This is a genomic window from Streptomyces sp. Je 1-369, assembly GCF_026810505.1.
GTDB lineage: Bacteria > Actinomycetota > Actinomycetes > Streptomycetales > Streptomycetaceae > Streptomyces.
The window spans coordinates 2,044,288-2,059,988 of record NZ_CP101750.1 but is presented as its reverse complement, the minus strand read 5'-3'; the positions used below and the strand labels follow the sequence as shown (position 1 = coordinate 2,059,988).

Genomic DNA, 15,701 nt, shown 5'->3' with positions numbered 1-15,701 from the left:
TTCGCTGCCCTGTTTGAGATTCTGCGTATCCGCAGGATATTTCATAGGGTTTCGGTGGTCATAGCGTGAGGGAAACGCCCGGTTACATTCCGAACCCGGAAGCTAAGCCTCAAAGCGCCGATGGTACTGCAGGGGGGACCCTGTGGGAGAGTAGGACGCCGCCGAACAATCTTTGGAGGACCCCTGGTCCCAGCGTTCACGCTGGGACCAGGGGTCCTTTTGTTTTTGTCGAAGCGCGCCGGCACCCCGGCTGCGCGAGAATGACTGCGGTACCGAAGACTAGGAGTCACCCATGTCCCCCAACTCTCCCGACGAGCGACCCGAGCGCGACCAGCGCCGCAGGGACAGTGGTGACCGCGGTGGCTTCCGTCGTGACGACCGTCGCGACGACAACCGTGGCGGTGGCTACCGGGGTCGCGATGACCGCCGTGACGACAACCGCGGCGGCGACCGGGACCGTGGCGGCCGACCTCCGTTCCGACGTGACGACCGGCCGAGTGGGCCTCGTCGCGATGACAACCGCGGTGGCGGCGGCTTCCGTCGCGATGACAACCGCGGTGGCGGTGACCGGCCCGCGTTCCGCCGTGACGACCGGCGCGATGACCGTCGGGACAACGACCGCGGTGACCGTGGTGGGTTCCGTCGTGACGACAACCGTGGTGGCGGTGGCTACCGTGGGCGCGATGACCGGCCCAGTGGGCCTCGTCGCGATGACAACCGCGGTGGCGGCGGCTTCCGCCGTGACGACAACCGTGGCGGTGGCGACCGGCCTTCCTTCCGTCGCGATGACAACCGTGGTGGCGGCGACCGTCCTCCCTTCCGCCGTGATGACAACCGTGGTGGCGGCGACCGTCCTCCCTTCCGTCGCGATGACCGCCGTGATGATCGGCGCGACAACGACCGCGGCGACCGCGGTGGCTTCCGCCGTGACGACAACCGCGGTGGCGGTGCCGGGGACCGGCTTCCCTTCCGGCGTGACGATCGACGCGATGACCGTCGGGACAACGACCGCGGTGACCGTGGTGGGTTCCGTCGTGACGACAACCGCGGTGGCGGTGGCGGTGGCTACCGTGGGCGCGATGACCGGCCCAGTGGGCCTCGTCGCGATGACAACCGCGGTGGCGGCGGCTTCCGCCGTGACGACAACCGTGGCGGTGGCGACCGGCCTTCCTTCCGTCGCGATGACAACCGTGGCGGTGGCGAGCGTCCTCCGTTCCGTCGTGATGACCGGCGTGACGACCGTCGGGATGACCGGCGCGACGACCGCGGCGACCGTGGTGGCTTCCGTCGTGACGACCGCTCGTTCGACCGCAGGGACGACCGTCGTGACAGTGACCGGGGCGACCGTGGTGGCTTCCGTCGTGACGACAACCGTGGCGGTGGCTACCGCGGGCGCGATGACCGGGGTCGTGACGACCGCGGGCACGGGCCGCGTCGTGACGACCGGGGCGGGCGTCCCGGCGGTGGCGGGTTCCGTGGGCGGGACGACCGGCGCGACGGGGACCGCGGTGGGTACCGCGGCGCGCGTGACGACCGTGATCGCGAGCCCATCAGGCGGCTGCCGATCCCCGAGGACGTCACGGGCTACGAGATCGACAAGGACGTACAGCAGGAGTTGCAGAGCCTTCCCAAGGGGCTCGCGGAGGACGTCGCCAAGAACCTGGTGATGGTCGCCAAGCTCATCGACGAGGAGCCCGAGCAGGCGTACGCCTACTCGCGGATCGCCCTGCGCCTCGCCTCCAGGGTCGCCGCCGTGCGTGAGGCCGCCGGCTTCGCCGCGTACGCCACCCAGAAGTACAGCGAGGCACTCGCCGAGTTCCGTGCCGCGCGGCGCATGACCGGCAGTGTCGAGCTGTGGCCCGTCATGGCGGACTGCGAGCGTGGGCTCGGCAGGCCCGAGAAGGCGCTGGAGATGGCCGGTGCCCCCGAGGTGCACAAGCTCGACAAGGCCGGACAGGTCGAGATGCGGCTCGTCGCCGCCGGGGCCCGCCGTGACCTGGACCAGATGGACGCCGCCATCGTCACCCTGCAGAGCCCCGAGCTGGCCTCGAACTCCGTTCAGCCGTGGACGGCCCGCCTGCGGTACGCGTACGCCGACGCGCTGCTCGCGGCCGGGCGCGAGGACGAGGCGCGGGAGTGGTTCGCGAAGGTCGTCGAGTCCGACAAGGACGGCAGCACCGACGCGTCGGACCGGCTCGCCGAGCTGGACGGCGTCGAGTTCGTCGACCTCGACACCGTCGATGAGGACGATGAGGACGATGAGGGCGACGACATCGCGGAGAGCGGTGCCGGTGCCGAGATCGAAACCGGTACCGATATTGATGGTGACGGGCGTGACAAGGACTGACGCGTAGCGTCGAAGGGCGGGCTCCTCTCTGAGGGGCCCGCCCTTTTGCGTGTCCGGACGTCAGAAGGTGAGGTCTCGGAGTACCAGGCCCGTCGCCGGCTTCGGGCCGAACGATGTCGACTTGCGGGGCATCGTGACGCCCTGCCGGGCCAGGTCGCGGACGACCTCTTCGCGTACCGGATGCATCAGGATCGCCGTGCCGCCGTCGCGTTCCGCCTTCTCGACCGTCGCCGCGGTGTCATGGATGTACGCGATGTGGTCCGGGGTGTCCGGGATCTGCCACACGTGGTCGAGGAGCGTGGAGTGCAGGACCGTCGCGTCGAGGGTGCGCCAGGCCACGGGGTGGTCGTTCGGCACCGTACGGGCCAGGAGCTCCGGGGACGGGTGGTCGATGAGGTGGAAGGCGCCGTCGCCGGCGAGCACGAAGGCGTTGCCCTTCGCCGCCGTCTCGGCCAGAGCTTCCAGGGCGTGGTCGAGCGGTCCCTCGACGGTCCGTATGCGGAAGGAGTCCCCGAGGGCGGCGAGGGCGTCGGCCACCGGCAGGCGGTGGAGGTAGCGGTGGATGGCGCGGACGCGCAGCGGATAGCGGGCCGTGTCGACGAGGAGTACCAGGCCGTAGTCCCAGGCGCTCGGTGACGGGTGCTCGGCGCGCAGGCGCAGGTTGGTCGCCCAGCGGTGGTGGCCGTCCGCGATCAGGGCCTGGTGGTGGGCGAGGTCCGACTGGATCTCGGCGATCTCCGCGGGGTCCGTGACGGCCCACAGGCGGTGGTGGAAGCCGTCCTCCGTGGTCGTCGAGAGGAGCGGCTCGCGGCGGGCGGTGCGTTCGACCACGGCCGTCGCTCCGGCGGGCTCGGTCTCGCCGTCGGGGTCGTCGCTGCGGTACGTCAGGAGCAGCGGCTCCAGGTTCGCGGAGGTCGCCTGCATCAGGGCGGCGCGGTCCTCGACGACGTGCGGCATGACGCCTTCGTGGGGGAGGACGATGCCGTCCGCGGCCTCCGAGAGGCGGAGCGCGCCGATGACGCCGCGCTGCAGGATGTCGCCGTCCCGCTGTTCGTAGACGTACAGGCTGGGCTCGGCGTCGGGGGCGAGGACGCCCTCGGCGAGCCAGGTGTGAAGGGTGTCGGCGGCCTGCTGGTTGCGGACTGCCGGGGTGGTGGCCTGCGGGAGGATCAGCCGGACGATGTTGTGCGGGTCGGCGGATTCCAGGTGGAGCAGGCCGTCCGGCCGTACGACCACGTCGTAGGGCGGTGAGGTCACCGCGGCGAGACTGCCGACCCGTTCGGGGACGTAGCGCACACCCCGGAACGGGATCAGATCGAGGCCGGTGACGTCGTTGTGACCCGCTGTGTTCATTAGGGCATCGTATGTGTGTCAGTGGCATGAGCGATGATCGGGGGAGTGGGATCGAGCGAGGAGCGATGCGTAATGAGCCAGGCCGCGAGCCGGAATACAGATGACCGTGTCAGGACGTGCCCGGACGGCAGCGAACGGGCGCTGAGTGAGGTCTACGACACGGCTCTCCTCGACCTCGACGGGGTGGTCTACGCGGGCGGACACGCCATCGCGCACGCCGTCGATTCGCTGGGCACCGCGCGTGATGGCGGCATGCACCTCGCGTACGTCACGAACAACGCACTGCGGACGCCGGACGCGGTGGCGGAGCATCTGACGGAGCTGGGGATCCCGACCGACGGCTCGGACGTCATCACGTCGGCGCAGGCCGCGGCCCGTCTGGTGAGCGAGCATGTGCCGCAGGGCGCGCGGGTGCTTGTGATCGGTGGTGAGGGGCTGCGGGTCGCGCTGCGCGAGCGGGGGCTCGAGCCGGTCGAGTCGGCCGATGACGATCCGGTGGCTGTGGTGCAGGGGTACGGCGGCCCGGACATGGCGTGGGGGCGTTTCGCGGAGGCCTGTTTCGCCATCGCGCGCGGGGTGCCGTGGTTCGCGTCGAACACGGACCTCACCATCCCGAGCGCCCGCGGTATCGCGCCCGGCAACGGTGCGGCGGTCGAGGTCGTCCGGATCGCGACGGGCGCGGAGCCGCGGGTGGCGGGCAAGCCGCTGCCTCCGATGCACCGCGAGACGATCCTGCGGACCGGCGCCGAGCGGCCGCTCGTGGTGGGCGACCGGCTCGACACGGACATCGAGGGGGCGTTCAACGGCGAGGTGGACTCGCTGCTCGTGCTGACCGGCGTCACGGACGGCGCGCAGCTGCTCGCCGCGCCTCCGGAGCACCGGCCGACGTATGTGGACGCGGATCTGCGCGGCATGCTCACCGGCCAGCCGGAGGTCACCTCCGTGGACGGCGGGTTCGGTTGCGGGGGCTGGACCGCTTCGGTGCGGGGTGAGGAGCTCGTACTGGACGGTGAGGGTCAGGCCATGGACGGGTTGCGGGCCCTGTGTGCGGCGGCCTGGACGGAGGCGGGGGACGGCACGTGCGGTCTTGACGCGGGGAAGGCGTTGTCCCGGCTGGGGTTGTGAGACCCCCGGGCCCGATAGCCCGGCTGCGGGGCCGGTCAAAGGGTCTGCTCGGCCGAGGGGCTCGTCAGGCGGCTTCGCCGGAGTCGATCAGCTGGTCCGTGGTCGTTCCCGCCCGCCAGTAGCCCGAGAACGACACCCGCTTGCGGTCGTGCCCGCGGTCGCCGACGAGGTGGCGGCGGACGGCCTTGACGGTCGCGGACTCGCCCGCGATCCATGCGTAGGGGGTGCCGGCGGGGAGGTCCGTGCCGCGGATCGCGTCCGCGGTGGTGCCCACCCGTGTGAGCCAGTGGATCTCGGCGTCTGCCTCGGTGGGCAGCTCCTGGCGGTCGGCGAGGTCGTGGACCTCGATCCAGACGCGGGTCGGCAGGCCCATCGGGAGTGTTTCCAGGATGTTGGCGACGGCGGGCAGCGCCGACTCGTCGGCGGCGAGGAGCAGCCAGTCGGTGCCGGCGGGGAGGCGGAAGTCGTATGCCGAGTTCTCCTCCTCGACCGGGGCGAGGACGCCGATGCGGGAGCCCGGGCGTGCGGTCCGCGCCCAACTGGTCGCCGGGCCGTCGGCGGGCGACGGGGCGGGGCCGTGCACGGCGAAGTCGATGATCAGCTCGTCCGGGTCGCGGCGCAGTGCACGGGTCGTGTACGTGCGCATGATGCCCCGTACCGAAGGGTCGAGGTCGCACCAGGCTGCGTACCAGTCGAGGGTGTCGCCCGACGACGTGTCCGGCATGACCGGGGCGTCCTGGCCCGGGTGCGGCAGGAAGATCTTGACGCGCTGGTCGAGGCCGGCGGTCGCCATGCGGGACAGGTCGGCGCCGGTGAACGTCACGCGGATCATGGCGGGGGTGACGTGCTCGGCGCGCACCACGTCGACGTCGAAGAACTGGTACGGGGAGTCTGTCATCGCTTGAGCCTCTTCGACTTCTCGACGGCGGCGGCGAGCCGCTCGAGGACGGGTGCGTAGCCGGCGTAGCTGTAGCGCTCTTCCATCGGCCACGGGATGGTCTGCCCCGCCTTGACGGCCGGGAGCTCGTTCCAGGTGGGTTTCTCCGCGAGCTCCTTGGGCGGGAGCGCGGACGTACGGTTGTCGATCATGATGAGGTCGGCGTGGTGACGGTCGGCGTTCTCCCAGCCGAAGAACTCCCAGAAGCCCCACTCGTCGCTCTTCTCGCCCTCGACGAACTCGACGCCGAGGTCCTTGAAGTAGTTGAGGTCGCAGTAGGAGTCGGGGACGGCGACGTACATCTGGTCGGCGGTGCCCGTCATCGCCATGACCTTGAGGCCGCGGTTGGCCTCCGCGGCCTTGCGCAGGGTCCGTTCGGCGCGGTGGAAGCGGGCTTTCGCGGCGCGCACCCGCTCGGTCTCCAGGTCCGCGCCGAGGGAGGCGGCCAGTTCGGCGTAGCGCTTCAGCGGTTCCTTGAGGGAGGCGCGGGCGACGCTGATGCCGACGGTGGGGGCGAGCGACGCGATCTTCTCGCTGCTCTCCTCGGGCACGTACCAGAGGGCGGGCGCCGGGAACATGTTGCTGATCAGCAGGTCGGGTTCGAGGGCCGCGTACTTCTCGATGCTGAACTGGCCCCACTCGGTGCCGAGGCTGGTGAGCTTCCTCAGGTCCAGGTCGCCGGCCTGCGGGTTCGGCTTCCCGCCGATGGGCTTCGAGGGGCCGAAGACACCCTTGCACTCGATGCCGTAGTCGTGCAGGGCCGCTGCCGTGCTGATGAAGGCGACGATGTTCTTCGGGAGCTGTCCGGCCGTGGCGGTTCTGCCGCGGTCGTCCTTGAAACTCCAGGACCCGGCGCCCCGGCTGTTCCTGCCGTCCTGATCGGTGGAGGCGCCGCCGTCGCCGCACGCGGTGAGCAGGGCGCCGACGCCGAGGGCGCCGCCCGTAAGGAGTACGCGGCGGCGGGTCGGGGCAGGTGAGGGGGAGCGCCGGGCTGCGCGCATGGGCGGTGCTTCTCTCGTCGAAGTCCAGTGCGAGGGTAGGCTAACCTAACCAGGTGTTGGTCGACAGTCCCCCAGAATCGCGCGCGGAGACCGCCGCCGCGCCCCCCGGACGCCGCGCGATACGCAGCGTCGGGTTGCTCGTCGCGCTGGCCGTCCTGCTCCTCGTGTTCCTCGCGAGCATCGCGGTCGGCGCCAAATCGATGTCCATGGACCAGGTCTGGCACGGACTGTTTCAGGACACCGGGACGTACGGGGACGTCGTGGTCGGTGAGCGGCTCGCCCGCAGCCTCCTCGGACTGCTCGCCGGTGTCGCGCTCGGCCTCTCCGGCGCCGTCCTCCAGGCGCTCACCCGCAACCCGCTGGCCGACCCCGGACTGCTCGGCATCAACCTCGGGGCGTCGGCCGCCGTCGTCAGCGCCATCAGCTTCTTCGGCGTCACCTCGCTCAGCGGCTACGTGTGGTTCGCCTTCACCGGCGCGCTGCTCGTCGGCGTACTGCTCTACTTCCTCGGCGGATCACGCGGAGCCACGCCGGTACGGCTCGCGCTCGCGGGCACCGCGCTCAGCGCCGCCCTCTACGGCTATCTGCAGGCCGTCATGATCATGGATGGCGCGGCGCTGAACAAGATGCGCTTCTGGACGGTCGGCTCCCTCGCCTCCGCCAACATGGACACCATCAAGCAGGTGCTGCCCTTCCTCGCGATCGGCACCGTGCTCGCCCTCTCCCTGGCCAGGCCGCTGAACGCCATGGCCATGGGCGACGACACCGCCCGCGCGCTCGGCGCCCACCTCACGCGCACCCGCGTCCTGTCCATGGCGGCGGCGACGCTGCTCTGCGGGGCCGCGACCGCCGCCTGCGGCCCGATCGTCTTCGTCGGCCTGATGGTGCCGCACATGGTGCGCTCCTTCACCGGGCCCGACCTGCGCTGGATCCTGCCGTACTCGGCGGTCCTCTCGCCCGTCCTGCTGCTCGGCGCGGACGTCGTCGGGCGCGTCGTGGCCCGGCCCGCCGAACTCCAGGTCGGCATCGTGACCGCGGTCATCGGTGCGCCGGTCTTCATCTTCCTCGTACGTCGGCGCAAGGTGGCCCAGCTGTGAAGGCGATACGCACCCGGGGCGGCCTCTCCGTCCGCATCGACGTCCGCACGGCCGTGGTCATCACCTTCCTCGTGATCGCCGCGCTCGCCTCCGGCGTCGTCCTGATCGGCACCGGCGACTTCTACATCCCGGCCGCCGACGTCGTCCGCACCCTGCTCGGAAACGGCGACGCGGGGCAGGAGTTCATCATCAACGACCTGCGGCTGCCGCGGGTCATCGTCGGACTCCTGGTGGGCGCCGCCCTCGGGCTCGGCGGCGCGCTGTTCCAGTCCATCGCGCGCAATCCGCTGGGCAGCCCGGACGTGCTCGGCCTCGGGCAGGGCTCGACCGCCGGGGCGCTCACCATGATCGTCCTGTTCCAGGGCAGCGCGGCCCAGGTCGCGGCCGGCGCGCTCGTCGGCGGTCTCGTCACCGGCCTCGCGATCTACCTGCTCGCCTGGAAGCGCGGCGTGCACGGCTACCGCCTCGTCCTGGTCGGCATCGGCGTCTCCGCGTTCATCACCGCCATCAACGGCTATCTGCTCACCAAGGCGGACTTCGTCGACGCCGCGCGTTCCGTGGTCTGGATGACCGGCTCCCTCAACGGCCGCGACTGGAAGCAGGTCTGGCCGCTCCTCGTGCTCTGCGCCGTCCTCGTACCCCTCGTGCTCCTGTACGGGCGGCCGCTGCGGATGCTGGAGATGGGCGACGACGTCGCGAACTCGCTCGGCGTACCCGTCGAACGCACCCGGTTCGTGCTCCTGACCGCCTCCGTGCTGCTCACCGCGGCCGCCACCGCCGCCGCGGGCCCCGTCAGCTTCGTCGCGCTCACCGCGCCCCAGCTGGCGCGCCGCCTGACGCGCTCGCCGGGCCCCAACCTGATGCCCGCCATGTTCATGGGCGCCACGCTCCTGATCGTCGCGGACTGGGCCTCGCAGCGGGCCTTCGGCGCCGACCAGCTGCCCGTCGGTGTCGTCACCGGCGTGCTCGGCGGCGTCTATCTGCTGTGGCTGCTCGTCAGCCAGCGCAAGGCGGGACGGATATGAAGCCCCGCCGCGACCTCGTACCACCCCACGACCAGGAGCGTGCTGCTGTGAACCGGCTCATCGCCGACGACGTCACCCTCGGCTATGACCAGCGCGTCATCGCGGAGAAGCTGTCCGTCGAGATCCCCGACAACTCCTTCACCGTGATCGTGGGCCCCAACGCCTGCGGCAAGTCCACGCTGCTGCGCGCCCTGTCCCGCATGCTCAAGCCGTCGACGGGGCGCGTCCTGCTCGACGGGAACGTCATCCAGTCGATGCCCGCGAAGAAGGTCGCCAAGACGCTCGGGCTGCTCCCGCAGTCGTCCGTCGCGCCCGACGGCATCACCGTCGGCGACCTGGTCGCCCGCGGCCGCTACCCCCACCAGGGGCTGCTGCGGCAGTGGTCCGAGGACGACGAGCGGATCGTCAACGAGTCCATGGCCTCGACCGGCGTCGGCGAACTCGCCGAGCGGTACGTCGACGAGCTCTCCGGCGGCCAGCGCCAGCGGGTCTGGATCGCCATGGCGCTCGCCCAGCAGACGCCGCTGCTCCTGCTGGACGAGCCGACGACGTTCCTCGACATCCAGCACCAGCTCGACGTACTCGACCTCTGCGCCGAACTCCACGAGGAGCAGGGCCGCACGCTCGTCGCCGTCCTGCACGACCTCAACCACGCCGCCCGCTACGCCACGCACCTCATCGCGTTGCGCGACGGCGCGGTGCTCGCCGAGGGCGCGCCGTCCGAGATCGTCACGGCGGAGCTCGTGAAGGAGGCGTTCGGGATCGACTGCCAGATCATCGACGACCCGGAGACGGGGACGCCGCTGGTGGTTCCGGCGGCGCGGGCGGGGCGGCGGACAGCTGTCGAAGCGGGGACCTCGTCGGCTAAAGCAGCGACCTGAGGCGCAGCAGGTCACGGAAGCCCGCTTCCAGTTTCACCCGGCCCGACGCCCACGCCCGCGCGAAGTTGAGCTCGCCGTCCACCATCGCGAGCAGGTCGTCCCCGGTCATCGCGAGGCGGATCTCCGTCTTCTCGCGCGGCGGCCCCGGGTGGCTGTCGAGCACCGTGATCCGGCCGTTCTCGAGACGGCCCGTGAAGGTGACGTCGAGATCGGTGATGCGGCAGCTCAGCGAGCGGTTCAGGGCAGCGGCACTCCGCACGTCGCCGTCGGCCGACGCGAGGGTGTCCGAGAGTCTGTCGAGTGCCGTACGGCACTCCGCCATGGTCGCCATCGTGATCGACCGTACCCCAGGCCTTCGCGGTAGCGTCGTGCCATGAGCGACTCTTTCGCGGGCCCCGAACAGGGGGAGGCGGTGGAGCCGGAGCGCCAGGTTCCGGACGATCCTTCGTACGACCCCGCCGCCCCCGCGCCCCTCGGCGTCGAGCGCATCCCCACCGGCCACACCGAGGTGGACGCGTGTCTCGCCCGCCTCGGCGACGCGGACCACCTCGCCACGGACGGCCACATCGAGGTGTACGAGGATGTACACCGGGGCCTGCGCGACGCGCTGACCGCGCTCGACGCGCGCCCCGGACCGTCGGCCCCCACCGGGCCACCGGCAACCCGATCTTCGTACGACAGGAGCTGAACCGAACGTGGCAGGAGTGGCACGACGCCGCCTCGACGCCGAGCTGGTCCGCAGGAAGCTCGCGCGCTCGCGCGAGCACGCGAGCCAGCTGATCGCCGCAGGCCGGGTCGCGGTCGGCAGGACCGTCGCGACCAAGGCGGCGACGCAGGTCGAGACGGCCGCCGCGATCGTGGTGACACAGGACGACAACGACCCCGACTACGTCTCGCGCGGCGGGCACAAGCTCGCCGGCGCCCTCGCCGCCTTCGCGCCGCGGGGCCTGGCCGTCGAGGGGCGCCGCGCGCTGGACGCGGGCGCGTCCACCGGCGGCTTCACCGACGTGCTGCTGCGCGCGGGCGCCGCGCACGTCGTCGCCGTCGACGTCGGGTACGGCCAGCTCGCCTGGTCGCTGCAGAGCGACGACCGGGTCACCGTGAAGGATCGTACGAACGTACGCGAGTTGACGCTCGAAGCCATCGACGACATCCCCGTCGACGTGGTCGTCGGGGACCTCTCCTTCATCCCGCTCGGCCTGGTGCTGCCCGCCCTGGTGCGGTGCGCGGCGCCCGACGCGGACCTCGTCCTCATGGTCAAGCCGCAGTTCGAGGTCGGCAAGGAACGGCTCGGCAGCGGCGGCGTCGTGCGCAGCGCCGAACTGCGGGCGGACGCCGTGCGCAACGTGGCACGGCAGGCGTGGGGGCTCGGCCTCGGGGTGCGCGGGGTGACCGCGAGCCCGCTGCCCGGACCCTCCGGCAACGTCGAGTACTTTCTGTGGCTGCGCGCCGGGGCCGATGAGCTGGACCCGGCGGATGTTGACCGTGCCGTGGCGGAGGGGCCCCGTTGACTGAGACCCGAGTGACCCAGACCCGAGCTCGTACCGTCTTCCTGCTCGCGCACACGGGGCGGCCCGCGGCCATCCGCAGCGCCGAACTCGTCGTACAGGGGCTGCTGCGCAGCGGCCTCGGTGTGCGGGTCCTGGAAGCGGAGGCGGTGGACCTGCCGCTGCCCGCCGAGGTCGAGACGGTCGAGGAGGCCACGGCCGACTGCATCGACGACTGCGAGCTGATCGTCGTCCTCGGCGGGGACGGGACGCTGCTGCGGGGCGCCGAGTTCGCGCGGGCGTCCGGGGTGCCGATGCTCGGGGTGAACCTCGGGCGGGTCGGCTTCCTCGCGGAGGCCGAGCGGGACGACCTCGACAAGGTCGTCGACCGGGTGGTCACCAAGGCGTACGAGGTCGAGGAGCGGATGACGATCGACGTCGTCGTGCACCGCAACGGTGACGTCATGCACCGCGACTGGGCGCTGAACGAGGCGGCGGTGCAGAAGGTGTCGCCCGAGCGGATGCTCGAAGTCGTCCTGGAGATCGACGGGCGGCCCGTCACGGGGTTCGGGTGCGACGGCATCGTCTGCGCGACGCCGACCGGCTCCACGGCGTACGCGTTCTCGGCGGGTGGGCCCGTGGTGTGGCCGGAGGTGGAGGCGCTGCTCATGGTTCCCATCAGCGCGCACGCGCTCTTCGCCAAGCCGCTCGTGACGTCGCCGGACTCCGTGCTGGCCGTCGAGGTCCAGCAGCACACGCCGCACGGGGTGCTGTGGTGCGACGGGCGGCGGACTCTGGAGCTGCCCTCGGGGGCGCGGGTCGAGGTGCGGCGGGGTGAGGTGCCGGTGAGGCTCGCTCGGCTGCATCACGCTTCGTTCACGGATCGGCTTGTCGCGAAGTTCGCGTTGCCGGTCTCCGGGTGGCGGGGGGCGCCGCAGTAGAGCTGCACGGGGGCTCGCCGGGGGCGGTTGTGCGGTGCGGGTCGTGGGGGCTGGTCGCGCAGTTCCCCGCGCCCCTGGGGAGTGGGGCTCGTCGTCGGCTTTTCAGTGCGGGGGTGTGTGGCTTGTCGCGCAGTTCCCCGCGCCCCTTGGCCCAGCCTCCGCCTCGGTTCTTTTACGTTGTGCTCAGTACCGAGATCGCTTGCCTTCGCATCGCTGCTCGTACGGGGACGCCCGTTGCCAGGAGGGTGAGAAGCAGCGTGGCCGTTGCCAGGGCTGTGGGGACCGGCCACGGCACGTACGGGAGTGCTGAGCCGAACGCCGTGCTGAGGATGGGGGCCAGCGTGGCCAGTGCGATCGCCGTGCCGAGGAGTAGCGCCGTTCCCGCCACCACCGCCGCCTCCCACGCCGCCATCGCCCCGACCTGCGCCCGCCCGCTGCCCACGACCCGTAGGAGCGCCACGTCGCGGCGGCGTTCGAAGGAGATCATGGCGAGGGTGTTCGCCGCAGCGATGGCGGCGAAGCCCGCGTACAGGCCCGTGCCGACGTAGTCGAGCCAGACCTCGCCCCGGTCGCCCGCCGAACCCGTGTGGTGCTGGGCCGTCGTATGCATGCCGATCTTGGTGAGGCCGAAGCCCACGACCAGGAGCAGCGGGACCACCGCCGCGGAGAAGCGGCGGGGCTGTGAGCGGACGTTGAGCATCGCCAGGCGCGCGCTCGGGCCGAACCGGCCGACCACCGCCGAGACCAGCCAGGCCGCGGGGCCGATGATGCGGGGACCGAGCAGGCCCGCGCCCACGCAGAAGAGGATGAGGACCAGGAAGGCGCCCTCGCCCGCCTCGTTGGGGGACTCATGGGACAGGAGTACGGAGACGGAGCAGCCGCCGGCCACCGCCAGGACGCCGAGTGGTGCCCGTAGCAGGCCCAGGCCTTTGCGGCCCGTCGCCGCCTCGCTCAGGGCGCGGGCCGGGCGGAGCAGGGAGAAGCGCAGGGCGGACAGCAGCGCGGCGAGCGTCGTCGTCACCACGGCCACGCCGAGGCACACCGGCAGGGCGAGCCAGCTGAAACGGAAGTCGGCCTCGGCGGGCAGCAGCCCGTGGTCGACCATGCCCGCGTGCCACCATCGCGCGCCGAAGCCGCCGAGCACGAAGCCGAGGAGTGCCGCGGGGATCGAGGCCGCCAGGGCTTGCGCGGCCACCGCGCGGCGGATCTGGCGGGGCCTGGCGCCGATGGAGCGGACCATCGCGAGTTCGCGGTGCTGCTGCGTGACGGCCGTGCCCATGGTCGACACGACCACGAATATCGACATGTAGATGGAGCCGATCAGCAGGACGACGGCCATGTCGCCCACGCCGTTCTCCGCGATCTGTCTGCGGGCCGCGGCGGAGAGGCCCGCACGGTCCGTGCTCGTCGTGCCCAGCATCATCGTCGACGCACTCACCACGGTCGCCGCGAAGAGCGCGGCCACCGCCGTCCCCACGAAAGCCGGGCGGTGCGCGCGCAGGGCCGCCCGGGCCAGTCCAGTTGCCATGTGGATCATGGTCTCGCCGGGTGGGGGAGCGGGACCATGTGGAGAACCGGTGGATCTTGCGGGGGGTAGCCCCACCCCACGGCGGTACGGGAAGGTCGCCTGTTCCGGAGGCCCACTCCAGCGGGTGACAGCCGTGTCCGGTGCGCCGCTTCGACCTGCGTCTTCACAGGAGGGGCCCAGGGCCCGTCGCACACCGGGCCTCTGACCTCGTAAGGTCTTGTCCGTGTTGGAGGAGATGCGGATACGGTCGCTCGGAGTCATCGACGACGCGGTCGTCGAGCTGTCACCGGGCTTCACCGCCGTGACGGGTGAGACCGGTGCGGGCAAGACGATGGTGGTCACCAGCCTTGGCCTGCTGCTCGGCGGGCGCGCCGACCCCGCCCTGGTGCGGATCGGCGCGAAGTCGGCGGTGGTGGAGGGGCGCATCGCCGTGCCCGCCGGCGCCTCGGCCGTCGCACGCGCGGAGGAGGCCGGGGCCGAGCTCGACGACGGTGCGCTGCTCATCAGTCGTACCGTCTCGGCGGAGGGCCGCTCCCGGGCGCACCTGGGCGGGCGCTCCGTGCCCGTGGGCCTGCTGGCCGAACTCGCGGACGACCTCGTCGCCGTGCACGGCCAGACCGACCAGCAGGGCCTGCTCAGACCGGCCCGCCAGCGCGCCGCCCTCGACCGGTACGCGGGCGACGCCGTCACCGGGCCACTCACCAAGTACACGGCCGCCTACCGCAGACTGCGGGCCGTCACCACCGAGGTCGAGGAGATCACCACCCGCGCGCGGGAGCGTGCCCAGGAAGCGGATCTGCTGCGCTTCGGCCTGGAGGACATCGCGGGCGTCGAACCGCGTGCGGGCGAGGACACCGAACTCGCCGCCGAGGCCGAACGGCTCGGTCACGCGGAGGCGCTCGCCTCCGCCGCCACGTCCGCGCACGCCGCGCTCGCGGGCAACCCCGAGGACCCGGAGATCGTGGACGCCTCGACGCTGGTCGCGGGCGCCTCACGGGCCCTCGACGCCGTGCGTTCCCACGACCCCGCCCTGTCCGCCCTCGCCGACCGCCTCGGCGAGATCGGGATCCTGCTCGGCGATGTGGCGGGCGAGCTCGCCGGGTACGCCGACGACCTGGACGCCGACCCGCTGCGGCTCTCCGCGGTCGAGGAGCGCAGGGCCGCCCTGACGCAGCTCACCCGCAAGTACGGCCAGGACATCGACGCCGTCCTCGCGTGGGCGGAGGAGGGCGCGGCGCGCCTCACGGAGCTGGAGGGCGACGACGACCGGCTCGGGGAGCTGACCGCCGAGCGCGACGCGCTGCGCGCGGAACTCGCCGGGCTCGCCCAGGCGCTGACGGACGCCCGTCAGGAGGCGGCCACGCGGTTCGCGGCGGCCGTCACCGAAGAGCTCGCCTCGCTGGCGATGCCCCACGCGCGCGTGTCGATCGCCATCAGCAGCACGGAGGTTCCGGAGGGCGCCGACGGCGTGGAGGTCGGCGGCCGCACCGTCGCGTACGGGCCCGCGGGCGTCGACGAGGTGGAGCTGCTGCTCGCCCCGCACCCGGGCGCCCCGCCCCGGCCCATCGCCAAGGGCGCGTCGGGCGGTGAGCTGTCGCGCGTGATGCTCGCCGTCGAGGTGGTCTTCGCGGGCACGGACCCCGTCCCGACGTACCTCTTCGACGAGGTCGACGCGGGCGTCGGCGGCAAGGCGGCGGTCGAGATCGGCCGGCGCCTCGCACGCCTCGCCAAGTCGGCACAGGTCGTGGTCGTCACCCATCTGCCGCAGGTCGCGGCCTTCGCCGACCGGCAGCTGCTGGTGGAGAAGACCAACGACGGCATGGTGACGCGCTCCGGAGTGCAGGTCCTCGAGGGCGAGGACCGGGTGCGTGAACTGTCGCGCATGCTGGCAGGACAGGAGGACTCGGAGACGGCCCGGGCCCACGCGGAGGAGCTGCTGGCGACGGCCCGGGGTGACGGGTGACCAGGTGACGCGCGGC

General features: G+C 71.9%; 14 protein-coding genes, 1 rRNA gene and 1 pseudogene. 11 read left to right on the top strand and 5 right to left on the bottom strand.

All coding sequences use genetic code 11. From position 1 onward, the window contains the following. Positions 1 to 50 precede the first annotated feature (50 nt). The 3 genes and pseudogenes from rrf to NOO62_RS09365 all read left to right on the top strand — a co-directional run bounded on the left by rrf (position 51) and on the right by NOO62_RS09365 (position 2,347). Positions 51 to 167 (top strand): 5S ribosomal RNA (rrf, locus tag NOO62_RS09375). 146 nt (positions 168 to 313) lie between these two features. After that, positions 314 to 1,231, top strand: a pseudogene (locus tag NOO62_RS39095) (hypothetical protein); the annotation flags it as partial. Positions 1,232 to 1,558: 327 nt separating this feature from the next. Continuing rightward, positions 1,559 to 2,347: a tetratricopeptide repeat protein gene (locus tag NOO62_RS09365; protein WP_268775537.1), complete on the top strand. Its 789-nt coding sequence runs from the start codon at positions 1,559 to 1,561 to the stop codon at positions 2,345 to 2,347. Between the two features lie 60 nt (positions 2,348 to 2,407). Here the strand turns inward: NOO62_RS09365 and NOO62_RS09360 are convergent, their stop codons facing one another. Further along, positions 2,408 to 3,700, bottom strand: a complete 1,293-nt coding sequence (locus NOO62_RS09360; protein WP_268770427.1) for a DUF1015 domain-containing protein — start codon at positions 3,698 to 3,700, stop codon at positions 2,408 to 2,410. A 72-nt stretch (positions 3,701 to 3,772) separates the two neighbouring features. Between NOO62_RS09360 and NOO62_RS09355 the strand changes: the two genes are divergently transcribed. Next, on the top strand, positions 3,773 to 4,825 hold the full coding sequence (locus NOO62_RS09355; protein ID WP_268770426.1) for an HAD hydrolase-like protein: 1,053 nt from the start codon (positions 3,773 to 3,775) through the stop codon (positions 4,823 to 4,825). Positions 4,826 to 4,889: 64 nt separating this feature from the next. On the opposite strand, the gene NOO62_RS09350 is transcribed toward NOO62_RS09355, so the two are convergent. Then, positions 4,890 to 5,723, bottom strand: a complete 834-nt coding sequence (locus NOO62_RS09350; RefSeq protein WP_268770425.1) for a siderophore-interacting protein — start codon at positions 5,721 to 5,723, stop codon at positions 4,890 to 4,892. Next, entirely contained in the window at positions 5,720 to 6,763 is a 1,044-nt protein-coding gene (locus tag NOO62_RS09345) for an ABC transporter substrate-binding protein (protein WP_268770424.1), read from the bottom strand. Before NOO62_RS09345 ends, NOO62_RS09350 begins: the two co-directional genes overlap by 4 nt. Positions 6,764 to 6,816: 53 nt before the next feature. Here NOO62_RS09345 and NOO62_RS09340 point away from each other — a divergent pair, with 53 nt between their 5' ends. The 3 genes from NOO62_RS09340 to NOO62_RS09330 are packed head-to-tail and all read left to right on the top strand — an operon-like array spanning position 6,817 to position 9,766. Beyond that, complete coding sequence (locus NOO62_RS09340; RefSeq protein ID WP_268770423.1) at positions 6,817 to 7,860, top strand: FecCD family ABC transporter permease; 1,044 nt, start codon at positions 6,817 to 6,819, stop codon at positions 7,858 to 7,860. Then, positions 7,857 to 8,885 (top strand): FecCD family ABC transporter permease, encoded by a 1,029-nt coding sequence (locus NOO62_RS09335; RefSeq protein WP_268770422.1) that lies wholly within the window; start codon positions 7,857 to 7,859, stop codon positions 8,883 to 8,885. The genes NOO62_RS09340 and NOO62_RS09335 overlap by 4 nt, the downstream gene beginning before the upstream one ends. Next, positions 8,882 to 9,766: an ABC transporter ATP-binding protein gene (locus tag NOO62_RS09330; RefSeq protein ID WP_268770421.1), complete on the top strand. Its 885-nt coding sequence runs from the start codon at positions 8,882 to 8,884 to the stop codon at positions 9,764 to 9,766. Before NOO62_RS09335 ends, NOO62_RS09330 begins: the two co-directional genes overlap by 4 nt. On the opposite strand, the gene NOO62_RS09325 is transcribed toward NOO62_RS09330, so the two are convergent. After that, positions 9,750 to 10,097, bottom strand: coding sequence for an alkyl sulfatase C-terminal domain-containing protein (locus NOO62_RS09325; protein WP_268770420.1), 348 nt, complete (start codon positions 10,095 to 10,097; stop codon positions 9,750 to 9,752). The genes NOO62_RS09330 and NOO62_RS09325 overlap by 17 nt on opposite strands. A gap of 42 nt (positions 10,098 to 10,139) precedes the next feature. On the opposite strand from NOO62_RS09325, the gene NOO62_RS09320 reads away from it, so the two are divergent. Genes NOO62_RS09320 through NOO62_RS09310 form a run of 3 tightly spaced genes read left to right on the top strand, consistent with a single transcriptional unit; the run spans position 10,140 to position 12,194 of the window. Continuing rightward, entirely contained in the window at positions 10,140 to 10,454 is a 315-nt protein-coding gene (locus NOO62_RS09320; RefSeq protein WP_268770419.1) for a hypothetical protein, read from the top strand. Positions 10,455 to 10,461: 7 nt separating this feature from the next. Continuing rightward, positions 10,462 to 11,277 (top strand): TlyA family RNA methyltransferase, encoded by an 816-nt coding sequence (locus NOO62_RS09315; RefSeq protein WP_268770418.1) that lies wholly within the window; start codon positions 10,462 to 10,464, stop codon positions 11,275 to 11,277. Next, positions 11,274 to 12,194, top strand: a complete 921-nt coding sequence (locus NOO62_RS09310; protein WP_398980209.1) for an NAD kinase — start codon at positions 11,274 to 11,276, stop codon at positions 12,192 to 12,194. The genes NOO62_RS09315 and NOO62_RS09310 overlap by 4 nt, the downstream gene beginning before the upstream one ends. Positions 12,195 to 12,366: 172 nt before the next feature. Here the strand turns inward: NOO62_RS09310 and NOO62_RS09305 are convergent, their stop codons facing one another. Continuing rightward, positions 12,367 to 13,722, bottom strand: a complete 1,356-nt coding sequence (locus NOO62_RS09305; protein WP_268770417.1) for an ABC transporter permease — start codon at positions 13,720 to 13,722, stop codon at positions 12,367 to 12,369. 235 nt (positions 13,723 to 13,957) lie between these two features. Here NOO62_RS09305 and recN point away from each other — a divergent pair, with 235 nt between their 5' ends. Beyond that, complete coding sequence (gene recN, locus NOO62_RS09300; RefSeq protein WP_268775535.1) at positions 13,958 to 15,685, top strand: DNA repair protein RecN; 1,728 nt, start codon at positions 13,958 to 13,960, stop codon at positions 15,683 to 15,685. The last annotated feature ends 16 nt before the right edge of the window (positions 15,686 to 15,701 follow it).

What these genes read in the sequence shown, in the direction of transcription:
- NOO62_RS09360 (WP_268770427.1), bottom strand. Translation starts at nt 3,700, where the DNA reads ATGAACACAGCGGGTCACAACGACGTCACCGGCCTCGATCTGATCCCG.
- NOO62_RS09355 (WP_268770426.1), top strand. Translation starts at nt 3,773, where the DNA reads ATGAGCCAGGCCGCGAGCCGGAATACAGATGACCGTGTCAGGACGTGC.
- NOO62_RS09350 (WP_268770425.1), bottom strand. Translation starts at nt 5,723, where the DNA reads ATGACAGACTCCCCGTACCAGTTCTTCGACGTCGACGTGGTGCGCGCC.
- NOO62_RS09345 (WP_268770424.1), bottom strand. Translation starts at nt 6,763, where the DNA reads ATGCGCGCAGCCCGGCGCTCCCCCTCACCTGCCCCGACCCGCCGCCGC.
- NOO62_RS09330 (WP_268770421.1), top strand. Translation starts at nt 8,882, where the DNA reads ATGAAGCCCCGCCGCGACCTCGTACCACCCCACGACCAGGAGCGTGCT.
- NOO62_RS09325 (WP_268770420.1), bottom strand. Translation starts at nt 10,097, where the DNA reads ATGGCGACCATGGCGGAGTGCCGTACGGCACTCGACAGACTCTCGGAC.
- NOO62_RS09320 (WP_268770419.1), top strand. Translation starts at nt 10,140, where the DNA reads ATGAGCGACTCTTTCGCGGGCCCCGAACAGGGGGAGGCGGTGGAGCCG.
- NOO62_RS09305 (WP_268770417.1), bottom strand. Translation starts at nt 13,722, where the DNA reads ATGGCAACTGGACTGGCCCGGGCGGCCCTGCGCGCGCACCGCCCGGCT.
- recN (WP_268775535.1), top strand. Translation starts at nt 13,958, where the DNA reads ATGCGGATACGGTCGCTCGGAGTCATCGACGACGCGGTCGTCGAGCTG.